The organism is Proteus mirabilis ATCC 29906 (assembly GCF_000160755.1).
In the GTDB taxonomy this organism is placed as follows: Bacteria; Pseudomonadota; Gammaproteobacteria; order Enterobacterales; family Enterobacteriaceae; genus Proteus; species Proteus mirabilis.
On record NZ_GG668578.1, the window covers coordinates 222,566 to 240,303 of the forward strand.

Annotated in this window: 15 protein-coding genes and 1 pseudogene; 12 read left to right on the forward strand and 4 right to left on the reverse strand. The window is 40.9% G+C overall.

Going from position 1 to position 17,738, the window contains the following annotated elements; genetic code table 11:
• Positions 1-138: 138 nt before the first annotated feature.
• Positions 139-1,647 (reverse strand): dGTPase, encoded by a 1,509-nt coding sequence (gene dgt, locus HMPREF0693_RS09140; protein ID WP_004244988.1) that lies wholly within the window; start codon positions 1,645-1,647, stop codon positions 139-141.
• A gap of 119 nt (positions 1,648-1,766) precedes the next feature.
• On the opposite strand from dgt, the gene mtnN reads away from it, so the two are divergent.
• Together mtnN and btuF are read left to right on the forward strand one after the other, a co-directional pair.
• Entirely contained in the window at positions 1,767-2,474 is a 708-nt protein-coding gene (gene mtnN, locus HMPREF0693_RS09145) for a 5'-methylthioadenosine/S-adenosylhomocysteine nucleosidase (protein WP_004244989.1), read from the forward strand.
• A gap of 99 nt (positions 2,475-2,573) precedes the next feature.
• Positions 2,574-3,404, forward strand: a complete 831-nt coding sequence (gene btuF / locus HMPREF0693_RS09150) for a vitamin B12 ABC transporter substrate-binding protein BtuF (RefSeq protein WP_004244991.1) — start codon at positions 2,574-2,576, stop codon at positions 3,402-3,404.
• A 165-nt stretch (positions 3,405-3,569) separates the two neighbouring features.
• On the opposite strand, the gene erpA is transcribed toward btuF, so the two are convergent.
• Entirely contained in the window at positions 3,570-3,914 is a 345-nt protein-coding gene (gene erpA, locus HMPREF0693_RS09155; protein WP_004244992.1) for an iron-sulfur cluster insertion protein ErpA, read from the reverse strand.
• A gap of 277 nt (positions 3,915-4,191) precedes the next feature.
• Here erpA and hemL point away from each other — a divergent pair, with 277 nt between their 5' ends.
• Positions 4,192-5,478, forward strand: a complete 1,287-nt coding sequence (gene hemL, locus HMPREF0693_RS09160) for a glutamate-1-semialdehyde 2,1-aminomutase (protein ID WP_004244994.1) — start codon at positions 4,192-4,194, stop codon at positions 5,476-5,478.
• A 102-nt stretch (positions 5,479-5,580) separates the two neighbouring features.
• Here hemL and mrcB read toward each other — a convergent pair.
• A pseudogene (mrcB, locus tag HMPREF0693_RS09165) lies at positions 5,581-7,890 on the reverse strand (bifunctional glycosyl transferase/transpeptidase); the annotation flags it as partial.
• Between the two features lie 131 nt (positions 7,891-8,021).
• Positions 8,022-10,451 (reverse strand): ATP-dependent helicase HrpB, encoded by a 2,430-nt coding sequence (hrpB, locus tag HMPREF0693_RS09170; RefSeq protein WP_004244996.1) that lies wholly within the window; start codon positions 10,449-10,451, stop codon positions 8,022-8,024.
• Positions 10,452-10,536: 85 nt separating this feature from the next.
• Between hrpB and sfsA the strand changes: the two genes are divergently transcribed.
• From sfsA to HMPREF0693_RS09215, 9 genes are all read left to right on the forward strand, one after another.
• Positions 10,537-11,247, forward strand: a complete 711-nt coding sequence (sfsA, locus tag HMPREF0693_RS09175; protein ID WP_004244997.1) for a DNA/RNA nuclease SfsA — start codon at positions 10,537-10,539, stop codon at positions 11,245-11,247.
• A gap of 196 nt (positions 11,248-11,443) precedes the next feature.
• Complete coding sequence (dksA, locus tag HMPREF0693_RS09180) at positions 11,444-11,899, forward strand: RNA polymerase-binding protein DksA (RefSeq protein WP_004244998.1); 456 nt, start codon at positions 11,444-11,446, stop codon at positions 11,897-11,899.
• 85 nt (positions 11,900-11,984) lie between these two features.
• Entirely contained in the window at positions 11,985-12,290 is a 306-nt protein-coding gene (locus tag HMPREF0693_RS09185; protein ID WP_004252502.1) for a hypothetical protein, read from the forward strand.
• 114 nt (positions 12,291-12,404) lie between these two features.
• Positions 12,405-13,961 (forward strand): polynucleotide adenylyltransferase PcnB, encoded by a 1,557-nt coding sequence (gene pcnB, locus HMPREF0693_RS09190; RefSeq protein WP_370463127.1) that lies wholly within the window; start codon positions 12,405-12,407, stop codon positions 13,959-13,961.
• Positions 13,954-14,451: a 2-amino-4-hydroxy-6-hydroxymethyldihydropteridine diphosphokinase gene (folK, locus tag HMPREF0693_RS09195; RefSeq protein ID WP_004245001.1), complete on the forward strand. Its 498-nt coding sequence runs from the start codon at positions 13,954-13,956 to the stop codon at positions 14,449-14,451. The genes pcnB and folK overlap by 8 nt, the downstream gene beginning before the upstream one ends.
• A 357-nt stretch (positions 14,452-14,808) precedes the next feature.
• Positions 14,809-15,600 carry a 3-methyl-2-oxobutanoate hydroxymethyltransferase gene (panB, locus tag HMPREF0693_RS09200; protein ID WP_004247283.1) on the forward strand — a complete coding sequence of 264 codons (792 nt, stop codon included), beginning with the start codon at positions 14,809-14,811 and terminating at the stop codon, positions 15,598-15,600.
• Between the two features lie 43 nt (positions 15,601-15,643).
• On the forward strand, positions 15,644-16,495 hold the full coding sequence (gene panC / locus HMPREF0693_RS09205) for a pantoate--beta-alanine ligase (protein ID WP_004245004.1): 852 nt from the start codon (positions 15,644-15,646) through the stop codon (positions 16,493-16,495).
• Positions 16,496-16,523: 28 nt separating this feature from the next.
• On the forward strand, positions 16,524-16,904 hold the full coding sequence (gene panD / locus HMPREF0693_RS09210; protein ID WP_004247282.1) for an aspartate 1-decarboxylase: 381 nt from the start codon (positions 16,524-16,526) through the stop codon (positions 16,902-16,904).
• Between the two features lie 200 nt (positions 16,905-17,104).
• Positions 17,105-17,737: a response regulator transcription factor gene (locus tag HMPREF0693_RS09215; protein ID WP_004245006.1), complete on the forward strand. Its 633-nt coding sequence runs from the start codon at positions 17,105-17,107 to the stop codon at positions 17,735-17,737.
• Position 17,738 lies beyond the last annotated feature (1 nt).

The following is a 17,738-nucleotide window of genomic DNA, read 5'->3' on the forward strand; positions in this document are numbered from 1 at the left end:
TATATATAACGTTTACATTGAATATATTTACAATTAATAACAAATATTTTCTGTTATTTTAATAACGCGTAACTATCTCTAAGAAAAATCTAAAAATTATCATTAATCAATATGATAGATATTTCAATCGATTACACATTAATCACATACCATTAATTTTCTATATTCTTCATATGCATAATGGTCGGTCATACCACTGATATAATCTTGTATCAATCTTGTACGATAATAAAACTCTAAGGTTTTTCCCTCTTCACTATTAATATCGTAAATTTTTTCTAATGCTTCATTATAAGCAAGCTTATGTTTAATCGAAAGCTTATGATATAAACGCGTCTCAATAACATAATGAGGATGTTCATTATATTTATGTAGTCTTAGAAAATCATCGGTCGATAATAAAAGCAATGGCTTATAAATATCCAATAACCCACTGATCACTCGATAGCCCTTCATTTCAAGCTCTTCAACTTCGGGGTGACTAAATACCCACTTTTGCGCCACTCGTTTTAACGTTGCCAATAAACGATGTTCAGCACTCTTTCCTTCCAGTAAAGCGTGGTTAAAGCTGCCCTCATAAACTTGAGGTAAGTTCTTGATAAAGCGATAGGCGGTGTAAGGTACTAGTTTTCCGGTAATATAGACGCGCAAATACATAAAAAATTGATCTTGCATGCTACGCTTAGCTTCATTTTGATCAACTTTCTTAAAAGCTCGATTAACAGTGATATCAAACAGATCACCTTCTGTTACCGCACCACTTTCACTCCATGCATTTTTTAATAACTGCACTAAGCGATTGATATCAAAAATGCCTTTTTCTACCGCATCATCTAAATCAGCAATACAATAAGAAATATCATCTGCCGCTTCCATAATATAAGTCAGTGGAAAACGACAAAAATCTTTCATTGCAAGTTTCTCTTGTACTTCCTTAACAAATTCAGCTTCAGACCAGTAATAACCTGGTTTTTTCATTAAATAGCTAAATTCTTTCGGCGTAGCACCTTGCCAATAAGCTGGGCGTGTATATTTTAAAACACAGCCAATTTGCGCATAGGTTAAATTGAGTTTTAACAAGTGATGCGCCATGCGAATTGCCTGAGCATTGCCTTCGAAATGGCATAAGTCTTGACGCAAAGTCTGTTTTAATTCATTTAAGTGTCGGTCTGCTGAATAGCGAATAGGTAAAAAAGGACAATTATCAAATTCTATGGAAGCATCAGGTGCTAACACCTTACGAAACCAATGTTTAATTGCAGCTTCACCAAAATGACCAAAAGGAGGATTGCCAATATCGTGCATTAAACACGCCATTTCAATTAAACTTTCAACGCTATCAATCCGTTCATTTAAGCCATATTCTTCTAATTTATTATGCTTTTTTAGTTCGCCGATTATTTGCTTAGCGATATAACGGCCTATTTGTTGTACTTCCAGCGAATGGGTTAATCGACTTCGTACCGCCGAATTTTGCTCTAATGGAAATACCTGTGTTTTTTGTTGTAACCGACGGATCGCCGCTGAATTAATAATACGCCCACGATCGCTTTCAAATTGGCGCGAGATCTGCATTTCATCATCAATATCGATATCACTGCTGTTATATTTGCGTTGATAATTTAACTTCAGTTTAAAATCGATCATTTCTATCCTCTTTCTGGTATCGATGAAACGAATTCGCTGCGTTATATCGTGTTTTTGCGATAAATGATAAACTCTTGGTTAACGCTATATATTATTAACCTACAAGGGAGTATGACACAATGAGAGTTGGCGTAATAGGTGCAATGGAACAAGAAGTCAAACTTCTGCGTGAACAAATTGAAAACTGCGAAATAGTCTCTCGTGGTGGTTGTGAAATTTATACTGGCAAAATCAATGGTGTAGATGTTGCATTACTAAAATCAGGTATTGGTAAAGTGGCTGCCGCCATCGGTACCACACTATTACTTGAACATTTTCGCCCTGATGTTGTGATCAACACCGGCTCTGCAGGTGGGTTAGATGCAAAATTAAATGTTGGCGATATTGTCGTATCAACAGAAGTACGTTATCACGATGCCGACGTTACTGCTTTCGGTTATGAACCAGGACAAATGGCACAATGCCCACCGGCATTTATTGCCGATCCCAAACTGGTCAATATTGCTCAAGAGTGTATTGGATCACTAAAATTAAATGCCGTGCGTGGATTAATCTGTAGTGGCGATGCTTTTATTAATGGTGCCGAGCCATTAGCACGTATTCGTCGTACTTTTCCAGAAGTCGTCGCTGTTGAGATGGAATCAACCGCTATTGGACATGTTTGCCATCAATTTGATACACCTTTTGTTGTTGTTCGTGCCATTTCAGATGTGGCAGATAAAGAATCGCATTTAAGTTTTGATGAGTTTTTATCTGTTGCCGCACAACAATCAAGCTTAATGGTCACTACTATGCTTGATAAATTAAAAACAGAGACTCAGTTTTAATTTATTTAATCGATAAGCCGCTTAACAAACCCGTCTCTCTTTTAGCTCAGCAGGTAAGATAAAAATAGACGGGTATATTTGACTATAAAGACGAGAAAAATGCGTTTCTTAAACACTTTTGCACTGCTGCTAAGCCTGATATTGACACCTTGTTATGTTATCGCAGCCACTCCCGCACAACGTGTTATTACTTTATCCCCGTCTGCCACGGAAATGGCTTATGCCGCAGGTATGGGAGAGAATATGGTTGCGGTGAGCGCTTATTCTGATTATCCACAAGCAGCAAAAGATCTCGTACAAGTTGCCGACTGGCAAGGCATTAATGTAGAACGCATTTTGCTATTAAAACCTGATTTAATTATTGCATGGCCAAGCGGTAATCCTCAACGACCCCTCGATCAGTTAAAATCATTGGGTATCCCTATTATTTACTCTGATCCACACAGTATCGAAGAAATCATTGACGATCTTACCCGACTTTCTTCTTATAGCACTCATCCTGAAGTCGCTTTAGCAAGTGCACAAAAATTACGTCAGCAATATCAAGAATTACAGCAAAAGTACGCCTCAACGACGCCTCATCAAGCGAAGAAAAAAGTCTTTATTCAGTTTGGTATGCAACCCCTATTTACGACATCAAAACATTCATTACAAAATGAGATTACCGAACTTTGTGGCGGTGAAAATATTTTTGCAAATAGTGCAGTTCCTTGGCCACAAGTCAGCCGCGAGCAAGTGATCAGTAAAAAACCTGATTTGATTTTATTTAGTGGTAAACCAAACCAAGTTGCCGCAATACAACAATTTTGGCAACCTCAACTAGATATTCCTATTATCGCTATTGATGAAGATAGTTTTAGCAGACCAGCACCACGTATTATTTATGCGGCTCAACAGATTTGTGAGTCTATCGCAATCCACTCATTTTAAAGTCAATTAACTATTTAAATGAAGATTGAAGAGGTTAAAAGACAAGAGTCGTAGGCAAGCTGCAACACAACCAATAACGTGCAGTGAGCGGAGCATATATAAAGATGTGGGGATTGCTAACGCCGTGGCACGGCAGGATAGCCACGACGTCAAATAATATAAAAATCAGATACTAAACGATGAACCACAACCACAAGTGCTTTTCGCATTAGGATTGGTGACGATAAAACGTGAGCCCTCAAGGCCTTCAGTATAATCAACACAGCCACCCACTAAATACTGCAAGCTCATTGGATCAATAACTAAGGCAACGCCTTGTTTTTCTATAGTCATATCACCTTCATTCATAGCATCATCAAAGGTAAAACCATACTGGAATCCGCTACAGCCACCACCGGTGATATAAACACGTAGACGCAGATTTGGGTTTTCTTCATCCGCAATTAGATCTTTTACTTTATTTGCAGCCGCATCTGTAAATTGTAACGGCAGAGCCATATCATCACTCATTGTTCACTCCAGACTGGATAATCCAGTAAAAAACAGCCAGCAAAAATTGATGCTTCTTGCTGATATAATGTGATGATTATCTAATACCTGCTCTTAACCTTCAAGTTTGTTGTGGACAAAATGCACTTTTTGATACACAACTTTTCATTATTAATGAGTGCCAACTCGAACAATAACAATGATAAATCAAAATGTTGTTGTCGTGTATTTGGCTTCATCTGCACTGTGCTTTAGAATAGGCGTTAATCTTACGCTCACCCATCATTAGGAGTCTGACATGAGCAAGTCTGAAACGCTTTATAATCTCGCACAACAAGTGATACCTGGTGGCGTCAATTCACCGGTTAGAGCATTTAACGGTGTTGGTGGCACACCGCTTTTTATTGAACGTGCTAATGGTGCGTATATTTATGATGCCGATGGACGTGCTTATCTTGACTATGTCGGTTCATGGGGACCGATGGTATTAGGCCACAATCACCCCGCTATTCGCCACGCTGTAACTGATGCGGTGCAAAAAGGCCTAAGCTTTGGTGCTCCTACGGCTGCTGAAGTGGAAATGGCAAATTTAGTCACTGAGTTAGTGCCTTCGATGGATATGGTTCGTATGGTGAACTCAGGTACAGAAGCCACCATGAGTGCCATTCGTCTTGCTCGTGGCTACACGGGTCGTGACAAAATCATTAAATTTGAAGGCTGTTACCATGGACATGCAGACTGCTTATTAGTCAAAGCAGGATCTGGTGCATTGACGATGGGACAACCAAACTCTCCAGGCGTTCCTGCTGATTTTGTTAAACACACTTTAACTTGTACTTACAACGATTTAAATTCAGTACGTCAAGCATTTGAAAATTATCCGGAAGAAATCGCCTGTATTATTGTTGAACCCGTTGCCGGTAATATGAACTGTGTTCCACCTAAAGCCGATTTTCTACCGGGATTACGTGCATTATGTGATGAATTTGGTGCATTACTGATTATTGATGAAGTAATGACAGGTTTTCGTGTCGCATTAGGCGGCGCACAAGCTTATTACGATATTGATCCTGACTTGACCTGTTTAGGTAAAATTATAGGTGGTGGCATGCCTGTAGGCGCCTTCGGCGGACATAAAGAAGTGATGTCTCAATTAGCCCCTATCGGTCCTGTCTACCAAGCGGGAACATTATCGGGTAACCCCATTGCGATGGCGGCGGGTCTAGCTTGTTTGCAAGAAGTTTCACAACCGGGAGTTCACCAAACACTGGATGAGCTTACCACTATGTTAGCGGATGGCTTACTTGAAAAAGCACAACAAGCAGGTATCCCTATGGTAGTGAACCATGTAGGCGGTATGTTTGGTTTATTCTTTACCGATGCCAAAGAAGTGACTTGCTATCAAGACGTAATGAACTGCGATGTCGAACGCTTCAAACAGTTCTTCCACTTAATGTTAGAAAAACGTATTTACCTCGCTCCGTCGGCTTTTGAAGCTGGCTTTATGTCTATCGCTCATAGCAAAGAAGATATTCAACGTACTATCGATGCGGCTGAATACGCCTTTAGCAAAATGAAAGCGTAATCTTTCATTACTTAAATAGCATTTATTGCTGGTATTGCTGGCAAAAAAATATCCTCCGCGATTGCAGGAGGATATTTTTTATCTCAATAGTATTGTGAATAATTACTCAGAAAACAGATCGCGTAACCATTTAGGCGCCGCACTATCGTCGCCGTCGCTCTCTTGTGGTAACGGTGTACAGAGGCTATCAGGATCTGCTGTCCACACAGGTAATGTACGCACGCCGCCACCATAACAAACAAAGTTACCTTCAGCATTAATCGACATCTGTGCTATATCTTCTGGTACAGGTGGATTTAATGTTAATGGTGTTTGATTTTCTAAATAATGACGATAAAGGATCAATGCCCCTGTCGATCCTGTTAAGTTAGTTGGGCCATTATTATCACGTCCCATCCATGCAATAGTGACTTCTTTACCATCAATACCCGCAAACCAGCTATCACGTAAGTCGTTGGTGGTTCCGGTTTTACCTGCAAGGTTATATTGACCAAATTTAGGTTTTAATGCTCGTGCTGCTGTACCTGAATTAACCACCTGTTGCATACCAAACAGTGTCATATATGCTGCTTGTGGAGAAACCGTTGTTTCTGCTTGCGGGTAGCTTTGATAAAGCACCGTACCATCTTGGTTGATAACAGAGCGCAATGCCGATAATTTAGCGCGATTACCTAAACTTCCGATTGTTTGGAAAGTTTGCGCCACTTCCATTGGGGTTAAGTTTAGTGCGCCAAGTAACATCGCTGGTACTTTTTCTAAATTTTCTGCTGGGGCACCTAGTTTGATCCACGTTTTGATCACTTGGTCTAACCCGACTTCTAAACCAAGATTAACCGTTGGTACATTACGTGATGTAGCAAGAGCATCCACCAACATTAATCGCCCTTTATAACCACGATCGTAGTTACGTGGTTGCCATGGTTTTCCTCCCGGAATAGGCACTGAAATAGGTTCATCCGCCAACCAGGTATTTAAACGAAAACGCTCAGGCTCACTTAATGCGGTTAAATAAGTTGCCGGTTTTGCTAATGAGCCAATTGAACGACGAGCGGACATGGCACGATTAAAACCGGCATATTGTGGTTGTGAACCGCCCACTAACGCCCTAACCTCACCACTGAGGCGATCTACAACGACCATCGCGCCTTCGAGATCGTTGATTTTGCGTGTTTTACGTAAATCAGCAACTCCCGCTTCTACCGCTTTTTCCGCTGCATCTTGTGAAACAGGATCAAGCGTTGTAAAAATTTTAGTCCCCGATAAATCTTTAACCTGATCACCTAATTTAGTTTGTAGCTCTTGACGAACTAACTGCATAAATGCCGGTTGTGGCGTTAGCGCTTCGCTACGAGGTTTTACTCCTAAAGGACGTGCGCTTAATACATCATAAAGCTCTTGATCGATAATTTGTTGGGTCTGTAATAATTTTAGTACCACATTACGGCGCTCTAATGCAGCCTTAGGATTGCGCCATGGATTGTATGCAGAAGCCCCTTTCACCATTCCAACCAATAATGCTTGTTGATCAAGACTTAGTTCATCAACAGGTCGACCAAAATAGTAAAGGCTAGCCAGTGGGAAACCACGAATTTGCTCATCACCACTTTGCCCTAAGAACACCTCATTAAGATACAGCTCTAAAATACGATCTTTGCTATAGCTCGCATCCATAATAATCGCCATATAGGCTTCATTAAGCTTTCTTTTTAGCGTTCTTTCATTGGTTAGGAATAAGTTCTTTACTAATTGCTGCGTTAAAGTACTTCCCCCTTGTACCGCTCTACCTGCGGTAAAGTTCGCTAACACCGCACGACCAATAGAATAAATACTGATGCCATCATGCTCATAAAAACGGCGATCTTCCGTAGCAATTAATGTATCGACTAATAGTTGAGGAAATTTATCTCTTGCTAAGAATAGACGCTGTTCACCATTAGCCGATTGCATCATAGTGATAAGCTTAGGATCGAGGCGGAAGAAACCAAATTGACGCTGATTATTCATATTGGTGATACTCACCAATGAGTTTTGTTCAAAGGTCAATTTCGCTAAAATTTGCTCTTCGCGACCATCTGGAAAATCAAACGGTCGACGTAACATCTCTATAGTGCCATTTTTAACGACAAATTCCCCAGGACGGGTGATTTTATTGACATGGCGATACTGCATACCTTCCAGTAAACTTACCATCTCTTTTTGGCTATAGTTCATGCCAGGTTCTAAATTGACAGTACGTCCATAAACGGCAGCAGGCAATTCCCATACATTACCGTCAAGGCGCTCTTTAATTTGGGAATATAAATAAACACCATAGATGCCGACTAAAACCGCAACCACAATGGCGATTTTAACAAATAACCAAAACCAAGAACGCCTTCTATTGGTTTTCTTTACTGGTTTTTTCTTTCTACTCATGAACAGTTTCTCTCATTAAAACCTCTTCACCACACCCTTAGGGTAAAGAAGCCTAACATTGTCGCTATTTTTCCAAGCTATCCCACAGGAAAGCTCTCAAATTGTTATTCAGCACGTATAAATACGCGCTAACTCCATTTTTTTACACGTCGAGTGGGGGCCGTTGTTGCGGGTGAATCTGGCCACAAATGTTTGGGATATCGCCCCTTCATCTCTTTTTGCACTTGTGTATAGCTTCCGGCCCAAAAAGTAGCGAGATCTTGTGTTTTTTGGATAGGTCGCATAGCTGGAGAAAGTAACTCCATCACTACAGGTAATTGCCCTTTTGCCACAATAGGACTTTGTTTTTCACCATAAACCTCTTGGATCCTGATAGCAATAATCGGCGGATTATCTAAATCATACCTAATCATCACTTTAGTGCCCGTTGGAGCAATATAGTGTGTTGGGAACAGCTCTTGCAATAATTGTTGCTCATGCCAAGTTAACTGATTTTTAATTATCCCATTAATATCCATTTGTAGCAGTGCCTTAAGTGATTGGGTATCGCCTAATTCAGGTTGTAACCACAATTCTAATGAGTCTAATAAAACGGCTTCATTCAATACAGGTAAATTGGCCTCAGGGCACCACTTTTGCGCTAAAGCAAGGCGAATAAACAGTTGCTTGCTCTCTTCACTTAAGGGTAGAGCACTTAATCCTTGTTTACGTAACCAATTTAATAATGCCGTTTGCATTTGCGCTTTATTAGGTTTATCTAATGGCATTTGGCTAACGGTTAACTGACCTAATCGGCGCTGTTGCCACGCAAGAAGTGTACCGCGCTTTTCATCCCATTCAACGGTGGTATTATCTTGTATCAATTCCGGAAAGATAGAGGATACTTCATTAATATCAATAGGTAAGGCTAATAAAATTCGCACATCCGCATAATGTGCATTTTGCAACAACAATGGTGCTAAAATCCACGGCGATTGGCTCATTGGTTGAGTATTATCCATCATTGCGCCTTGTCCATTAGCGAGGCGAAATCGACCTTGATTATCACGGTTTTTGGCTATTCTATCTGCAAATCCGACACTCAATAGTGATGCTAATAATTCTGGGCGACATTGCCCTTTGCATTGCTGTAATAGCTGTTTTTCACGCTGTGACCATTGATGATTTTTCTGTTGGATCAGCCATTCAAGATTAATCTCTCTGTCTCTTGGTGGCTGTTCTAAAATGGCACACAACCTTGCTGCGGTAGCAAGATGATGCTCACTTTTTTCACTAGCATAATCTAATATTGCCGCCAATCGGGGATCGATGCCCCACTGTGCCATACGTACTCCCCGCGAGGTTAATCCCCCTTGATTATCAATGGCACCTAATCGTTGCAATAATGTTTTAGCTGCGTTTATTGCTGCTGGTGTAGGTGTATCTAACCAAGAGAGTTGGTTTATATCACGACATCCCCATTGCAATATTGAAAGCCATAACGAAGAGAGATCACTAGATAAAATTTCAGGTACTTGGTGAGTTGCCCCGCGCTCAGCTTGCTCCTGACTGATTAAGTGCCAACAAATTCCGGCTTCAAGACGTCCTGCCCGCCCCGCTCTTTGCGTTTGTGAAGCTTGACTTATTCGTTGGCGCAATAAGCTTGTTACACCACTTTTTAAGTCAAACTGGGCACGTTTTTCAATGGTACTGTCGAGCACCAAGCGAATACCTTCGATTGTTAAACTGGTTTCTGCAATATTTGTTGCTAATACAACTTTGCGATATCCCTTTTCTACAGGCTCTATGGCCTGTTGCTGTTGTGCTAATGAAAGTGCCCCATAAAGTGGAAAAATTAAGGTGTGTTTATCCACTTTGTCAGCTAATAATTGCGCGACTCTAATAATTTCTGCACTACCGGGCAAAAAAACAAGTAAAGAGCCCGTCTCTTGTGTAAGCAAACGTCGCGCCATCGTGGCAACTTCTTGTTCAAAAGGCAGGTGTGATTGAATAGGATAATAGTGCCGTGAAACAGGATAACTACGCCCTTCAGAGCTAATCATCGGCGCATCCGGCAATAGTGAAGTTAATTTTTGATTATCTAATGTTGCAGACATCACCAAAAGGCGTAAATCATCACGTAATCCTGATTGCACATCTAATAGCAGTGCTAATGCTAAATCTGCTTGCAAACTCCGCTCATGAAATTCATCAAGTATCACTAAACTTACACCTGTCAGTTCAGGATCTTGCTGTAACATACGTGTCAACACCCCTTCGGTGATCACTTCAAGGCGCGTCTGCTGACTCACTTTACTTTCAGCACGCATGCGATACCCCACCGTTTTACCCACCTCTTCATTGAGTTGACTTGCTAAACGATAAGCGATGCTTTTTGCCGCAATACGCCTTGGCTCTAATAAAATAATTTTGCCATCAAATATATTTTGTTGAAGCAAATACAGCGGCAGTGCGGTTGATTTTCCCGCCCCTGTGGGGGCGTGAAGTAAGACTTGGGGACATTGTTTTAATGCAGTAACAACAGATCCTGCTACCTCAAAAATTGGCAATAGATGCACACAAGCTCCATAACTGATTAACTTTCTCTGTGGCTCATTGTAGCATTAGCCCTTTATTAAAGGACGTATTTTCACCGGGGTGATTATGAAATTTGAACAACCACTACAATCTGCCACTTTATTAAAACGATACAAACGTTTTTTAGCAGACGTAGTGACGGCAAATGGTGAAGAATTCACGCTCCATTGTGCTAATACGGGTGCGATGACGGGATGCGCAACTCCAGGTGATACGGTTTGGTATTCCACGTCATCGAATGTCAAAAGAAAATATCCTCATAGTTGGGAATTAACCCAAACTCAATCAGGTGATTGGATCTGTATTAATACCTTAAGAGCTAATACGATCATTGCCGATGCGATAGAAGCTGGCGATATTCCAGAATTATCTGACTATGATGAGATAAGACGCGAAGTGAAGTATGGTAGTGAGAATAGCCGTATTGATATTTTACTTAAGTCAAATCATAAAGTTGACTGCTATATTGAAGTGAAATCGGTCACTTTATTAGATGCTGGAATGGGCTATTTTCCTGACGCTAAAACAGAGCGAGGTCAAAAGCACCTTCGAGAGTTGACCGCTATCGCAAAATCGGGCTTAAGGGCTATCTTATTTTACGCTGTCCCCCATACTGGCATTACACAAGTGTCTGTTGCTAAAGAGATTGACCCTAAGTATGACTTATTGCTAAAACAAGCATGTGATGCTGGGGTTGAAATTTTATGTTATCGCATCAATATTAGTGAGTACGATTTAACAATTGGAAAGCAATTACCTTTTATTTCAAAAGGTTAATACATTTTCATGGTGTTGGTTAAGTATTTTTTAACTAAAATGGCCTTTTTACTTGCGTGCCTTCACATCATGAGAAAACTTATTAAAGGAATAATTGCTATCCGCGCGGGCATCTGCTATTTATAGCGCCCTATTTTTTTCCCTTCCTATTTAAGGTGGGGGATTATTCAGAAAATGCGTATGTAGGAGAAGCATTATGCAAGAAGGGCAAAAGCGTAAAACATCGTCCATGAGCATTCTCGCTATTGCTGGCGTTGAGCCATATCAGGAAAAACCGGGCGAAGAGTACATGAACGAAGCCCAATTAGCGCATTTTAAGCTAATACTTGAATCTTGGCGCAATCAGCTCAGGGATGAAGTCAACCGTACCGTCACTCATATGCAAGATGAGGCGGCCAACTTCCCCGATCCTGTTGACCGTGCTGCACAAGAAGAAGAATTCAGTCTTGAGCTGCGTAACCGTGATCGTGAACGTAAACTCATAAAGAAAATTGAGAAAACACTGAAGAAAGTTGAAGATGATGACTTCGGCTTTTGTGAGTCTTGCGGTGTTGAAATCGGCATCCGCCGTTTAGAAGCTCGTCCAACAGCCGATCTCTGTATCGACTGTAAAACATTAGCTGAAATCCGTGAAAAACAGATGGCTGGCTAATTAATGAGTATAGCCTCAGTACTTAGGTGCTGGGGCTTTAATCTAAACATTAATACCCAAGATGACAATGTGTATTAGGCATTTAGTGCCATTATTAATAAACCAACTTTGTTTTGGTGGTTTGGTTACAGCATTGGCTCGTTATCTTCAAGCTGACACAAATTATGAGCGTTGGCGCTTTCACATCAATAATATCATCCTCCAATTAATACTTCTTGATACAATAACTCAGACTATTCGCACTGTGATGACGATGTTTATTCACATAAAAGAGAAGTTATTTGCGTATAATTCTATCACTATAGCTGATGGCCATAAGCAAGGAACAATATTGATGGAGCACATTTTCTTACCTCGTCAACCGTTGCTGTCAGGCAAGATTATTCGTTAACATTATGATGAAGATGCACAATAACCCACACAAAGCATTCTCAAAAAATGTTCAGTAGGCTATGATTAGCCGCTTAATTTTTTAATTATTAGATTTAATTATTCGAGGTGTCATATTTTTAACCGAGTAGCGCATTTCTGCCGTAATTTGCTAGGACGACAAACAACATCGTCAGATACAGAATCGGTAGCGAGTGAAAGGCCTGTCACTGCATCTGACCGACCTAAAAAAGAAACACAAACGACTGTGCGTCGGCGTCCTGCCCTATCCGCAGACCGTCCCCGTAAGAACAAAAGTAATAACGAAAAGGCGAACGGGAGTGATTTGCCAATGACTGTGATCCCAAGAGATCAACACCCGATTTCGCGTAAAGACATCAGTGATAACGCACTAAAAGTTCTTTATCGTCTGAATAATTCAGGCTTTCAGGCTTATTTAGTGGGTGGTGGTGTACGCGATCTATTATTAGGGAAAAAACCAAAAGACTTTGATATTGCTACCAATGCAACGCCAGAAGAAGTCCGTCGATTATTTCGTAATAGCCGCTTAGTAGGTCGACGCTTTCGTCTAGCGCATATTATGTTTGGCCCCGAAGTGATTGAAGTCGCTACTTTCCGTGGCTCTCATGAAGATCATGAAACATCCGATCGCAATCAGTCACAACAAGCACAAAGCGGTATGTTGCTACGCGACAATATCTTCGGATCGATTGAAGAAGATGCCATTCGTCGTGATTTTACCTTAAATAGTCTCTATTACGGCGTCGATGATTTTGCTGTACGTGATTATGTGGGGGGCTTGGCTGATCTTAAATCAGGTACTATTCGTTTAATTGGCTCTCCTGAAACTCGCTATCGTGAAGATCCGGTTCGGATGCTAAGAGCTATCCGCTTTGCCAGTAAACTGGATATGCGTATCGCACCGGAAACTGCAGAGCCAATTAGCCAATTAGCACCACTATTACGTAATATTCCTTCAGCACGCCTATTTGAAGAATCGCTGAAATTATTACAAACAGGACATGGTTATAAAACCTATCGGTTAATGCGCCATTTCCAACTCTTAGAGCCTCTTTTTCCATTAGTTGCCTCAAGGATCACTGAGCAACAAGATACCCCAATGGAAAGAATGATCGAACAGGTGCTAAAGAATACCGATTATCGTATTAGTAAAGAAATGCGCGTAAATCCGGCATTCTTATTTGCAGCAATGCTATGGTATCCCTTAGTGGAGCATGCCGAAAAACTGGCTCAAGAAAGTGGACTGTCTTATTACGATGCTTTCTCAATGGCAATGAATGATATTTTAGATGAGCAATGTCGTACTATTGCGATCCCTAAACGTATCACCACCACGATGCGTGATATTTGGCAATTACAGCAGCGTTTACCTAAGCGTCAAGGGCGCCGAGCCAATAAACTGCTTGAGCATCCTAAATTCCGTGCAGCATTTGATCTACTGGAATTACGCGCTAATGTACAAAGAAATCCTGATCTGGAAGCATTAGCCGCTTGGTGGGCTGATTTTCAGATTTCAAACAATACACAACAACGCTCTATGGTCTCTGAATTAGGTCCAGGCCCGGTACGCAAAAGAACACGTCCTCGTAAACGTCCTCGTCACCCTAATGCAAAAAATAATGCACCAAGACAAGAGAACAAACATGAGTAAGCAACAACAGCGTGTGTATATTATTCTGGGCAGTAATTTAAACTCACCAGAACAGCAAGTAAAATCGGCGATAAAAGCGATTAGTGAAATCCCTAATACTACACTGATTGCCCAATCACCTTGGTATCGCACACGCCCTATGGGACCTCAAGATCAACCCGATTATCTCAATATGGCTGTCGCCGTTGATACTACTTTAGCCCCAGAAGAGTTGCTCGACCATACACAAGCAATTGAACTTGCCCATGGTCGTGAAAGAAAAGCAGGTAATCGTTGGGGACCTCGTACCCTTGATTTAGATATCATGTTATTTGGTGATCAAGTTATACAGACCGAACGTTTAACTGTGCCTCATTATGGACTTAAGGTGCGTGAATTTATGCTTTATCCATTGGCGGATTTAGCACCTGAACTTTGTTTCCCTGATGACGGAGAACGATTAGCAGACAGATTAGCGCTCGTACCTAAAAATGGTATGGAAAAGTGGTGATACCACATAATAAGCGTGTTTGATGTTAATGGTTGATGCTGTTGACTGACAGTATCAACCCCGTTCACAACTCTCTTGTACTGTTCCTTTATCGCGTTATCCCTCCCCATAAGTGATAAAATACGCCCTTCCCTCCCGCCTGTTATATCACCATTTCTAATTCTTGGATAAATATCAAAATATTTTTTATTTCTATTTTTTATTATTCAATTCACGACTTTTTCTTCGTTTTTAGTACGTAGATGCTACAATCAGCAGTTAATGTTTTTTATTTATGCCATATTCTCTTTAATAAACAAATAATTAACTGACATAAATAACTCAATTTACACGCAACACACCATGGAGTTTATTATCATGAAGCCGGTTACGCTATCTACGCTCAATCGCTATAAACAAGAAAAGAAAAAGTTTGCCACTATCACGGCTTATGATGCTAGCTTTGCTCGTCTATTTGCCAATGAAGGTATTCCTGCCATGTTAATTGGTGATTCACTCGGTATGACACTACAAGGTCATGACAGCACATTACCTGTCACCGTTGAGCAAATTGCCTATCATACCCGTTGTGTAAGAGCAGGCGCCCCTAACGCTTTCTTAATTGCTGATATGCCTTTTATGTCTTATTCCACTCCAGAGCAAGCCTGTCTTAACGCAGCTATTTTAATGCAAGCGGGAGCGAATATGGTCAAAATTGAAGGAGGAAGCTGGCTTATTCCTACAGTCAAAATGCTCACTGAACGCGCAGTGCCTGTTTGTATTCACCTAGGCTTAACCCCTCAATCTGTTAATGTGTTTGGTGGCTATAAAGTACAAGGTCGAGAAGAAGCTGCTGCAGAGCAACTTAAGCAAGATGCTATGGCGCTTGAAGCCGCAGGAGCACAACTAGCTGTATTAGAATGCGTCCCCGTTTCCGTAGCAAAAACTATTACCGGATCACTCAATATTCCCGTTATCGGCATTGGTGCCGGCAATGTCACTGATGGACAAATTCTTGTGATGCATGATTTATTAGGTCTAACACCTAATGCCCCTAAATTTTCTAAAAATTTCTTACAAGAAGCTGGCTCCTTACCCGAGGCTGTCAGACTGTATGTTCAACAAGTTGAACAAAAACTGTTCCCTCAAGAACAACACTCATTTAACTGATTTATCATTTAAATTCATTAAAATAGTTTAAAGGAGTCACGCTATGCTAATTATTGAAACAACGCTTATCTTACGCCGCGAAATTAAGCGACTAAAACAAGAAGGTAAACGCATTGCATTGGTTCCGACCATGGGCAACCTGCATCAAGGTCACCTAAAACTGATAGAAGAAGCGCGTATTCATGCTGATGTGGTTATCGCCTCTATTTTTGTTAATCCAATGCAATTCGATAGAGAAGCCGATTTAGCAAACTATCCACGAACCCTACAAGAAGATTGTGAGTTACTGCGCGATAAACATGTTGATATTGTCTTTGCCCCATCAGCGAAAGAGATGTACCCAAATGGGATGGAAAACCAAACGATTGTTGAGGTTCCAGTACTTTCTTCTGTGTTAGAAGGCGCTAGTCGCCCAGGACATTTCCGCGGTGTAACAACCGTTGTAAGTAAACTATTCAACCTTGTACAGCCTGATGTCGCGCTATTTGGTGAAAAAGATTATCAACAACTGCAGATCATAAAAAAAATGGTCAGTGATTTATGTTTTGATATCAGTATTATTCCAGTCCCTATTGTGCGTGATAAAACAGGATTGGCATTTAGCTCTCGAAATCGTTTGTTATCAGATAATGAAAAACAACAAGCCCCTGTGCTTTATCAAGCTATGCAACAGATAGCCGAGCAATTAAAATCGGGAAACCTTGATGTTAACCAACTATTACAAACAGCCAAAGCAACCCTTGAACAGCAAGGCTTTCGTGCTGATGAATGTTTTATTTGTGATGCACAAACACTAGCACCACTTAGCGAAGAGAGCCGATGTGCCGTTATTTTAATGGCAGCTTGGTTGGGTAACACTCGTTTAATCGATAGCCAACAAGTTAGCTTAGTCTAATGAATAATTAAAAATAGGAAACACAACAATGCTACGCACCATGTTACAAGGCAAACTTCATCGCGTAAAAGTCACCCAAGCTGATCTTCACTATGAAGGCTCTTGCGCGATTGATCAGGATTTTATGGATGCCGCTGGTATTCTTGAAAATGAAGCCATTGATATTTATAACGTTGATAATGGTGAACGTTTCTCTACTTATGCCATTTGCGCAGAAAGAGGATCTGGTATTATTTCTGTCAATGGCGCAGCCGCTCGCCGTGCTGCTGTAGGTGATCGCTTAATTATTTGCTCTTATGTGCAAATTCCAGATAGCGATGCGCGTAGCCATAAACCCAACATTGCCTATTTTGAAGGCGACAATGAAATGAAACGCATTGCTAAAGCCGTTCCCGTTCAAGTCGCTTAATCTGCCTATCCCCCTTACAAATGGAGGTTCCCTGTTTGTGAGGGGGTAATTCTGCCCTGCTAATTGTCTCGATTCAATACGCTAAAAGCGAGAGACAAAGCGCAAAAGCGTGTTTTTGCTCCCTTTTTTCTCGCATAACTTCCTGTAGCTTGTTATAAAACAGATAAATATTACCTAACAATGCTTAGCCTAATAAAAATATGATAAACGTTGCTCTCATCGATGATCACATTGTTGTGCGTTCTGGGTTTGCACAACTGCTAATGCTAGAGCCGGATATTAATATTGTCGGTGAATACGCAAATGGCCAAGAAGCTTGGCCCTATTTATTAAATGATAATATTGATGTGGCGGTGATGGATCTCTCTATGCCTGGAGAGAGTGGCCTACAATTACAAAGTCGATTAAAACAAAAACGCCCTGATTTTCGGACAATTATTTTAAGTATTTATGATACCCCCGCATTTGTACAAAGCGCTTTAGATTCCGGTGCCCATGGCTATTTAACTAAGCGCTGTGGTCCACAAGAGCTCGTTCAAGCAGTACGTGCTGTGTATCAAGGGGGCTGTTATCTCTGTGCTGATGCCATGAAAGCACTTCGACAGACACCAGAAAAAGAAGATGCTTTACATAGTTTAACCCCTCGCGAAAGAGAGATTTTTAATCTGCTAGTACAAGGTATTAATGTTAAAGCTATCGCCGTACAACTGAATCTCAGTCATAAAACGGTGCATGTTCATCGAGCCAATATACTGGGTAAATTGAACTGTGAAACAACCATTGATTTAGTCCATTTTGCATTAAACAACCAGTTAATCACCGGAACACTCTAAC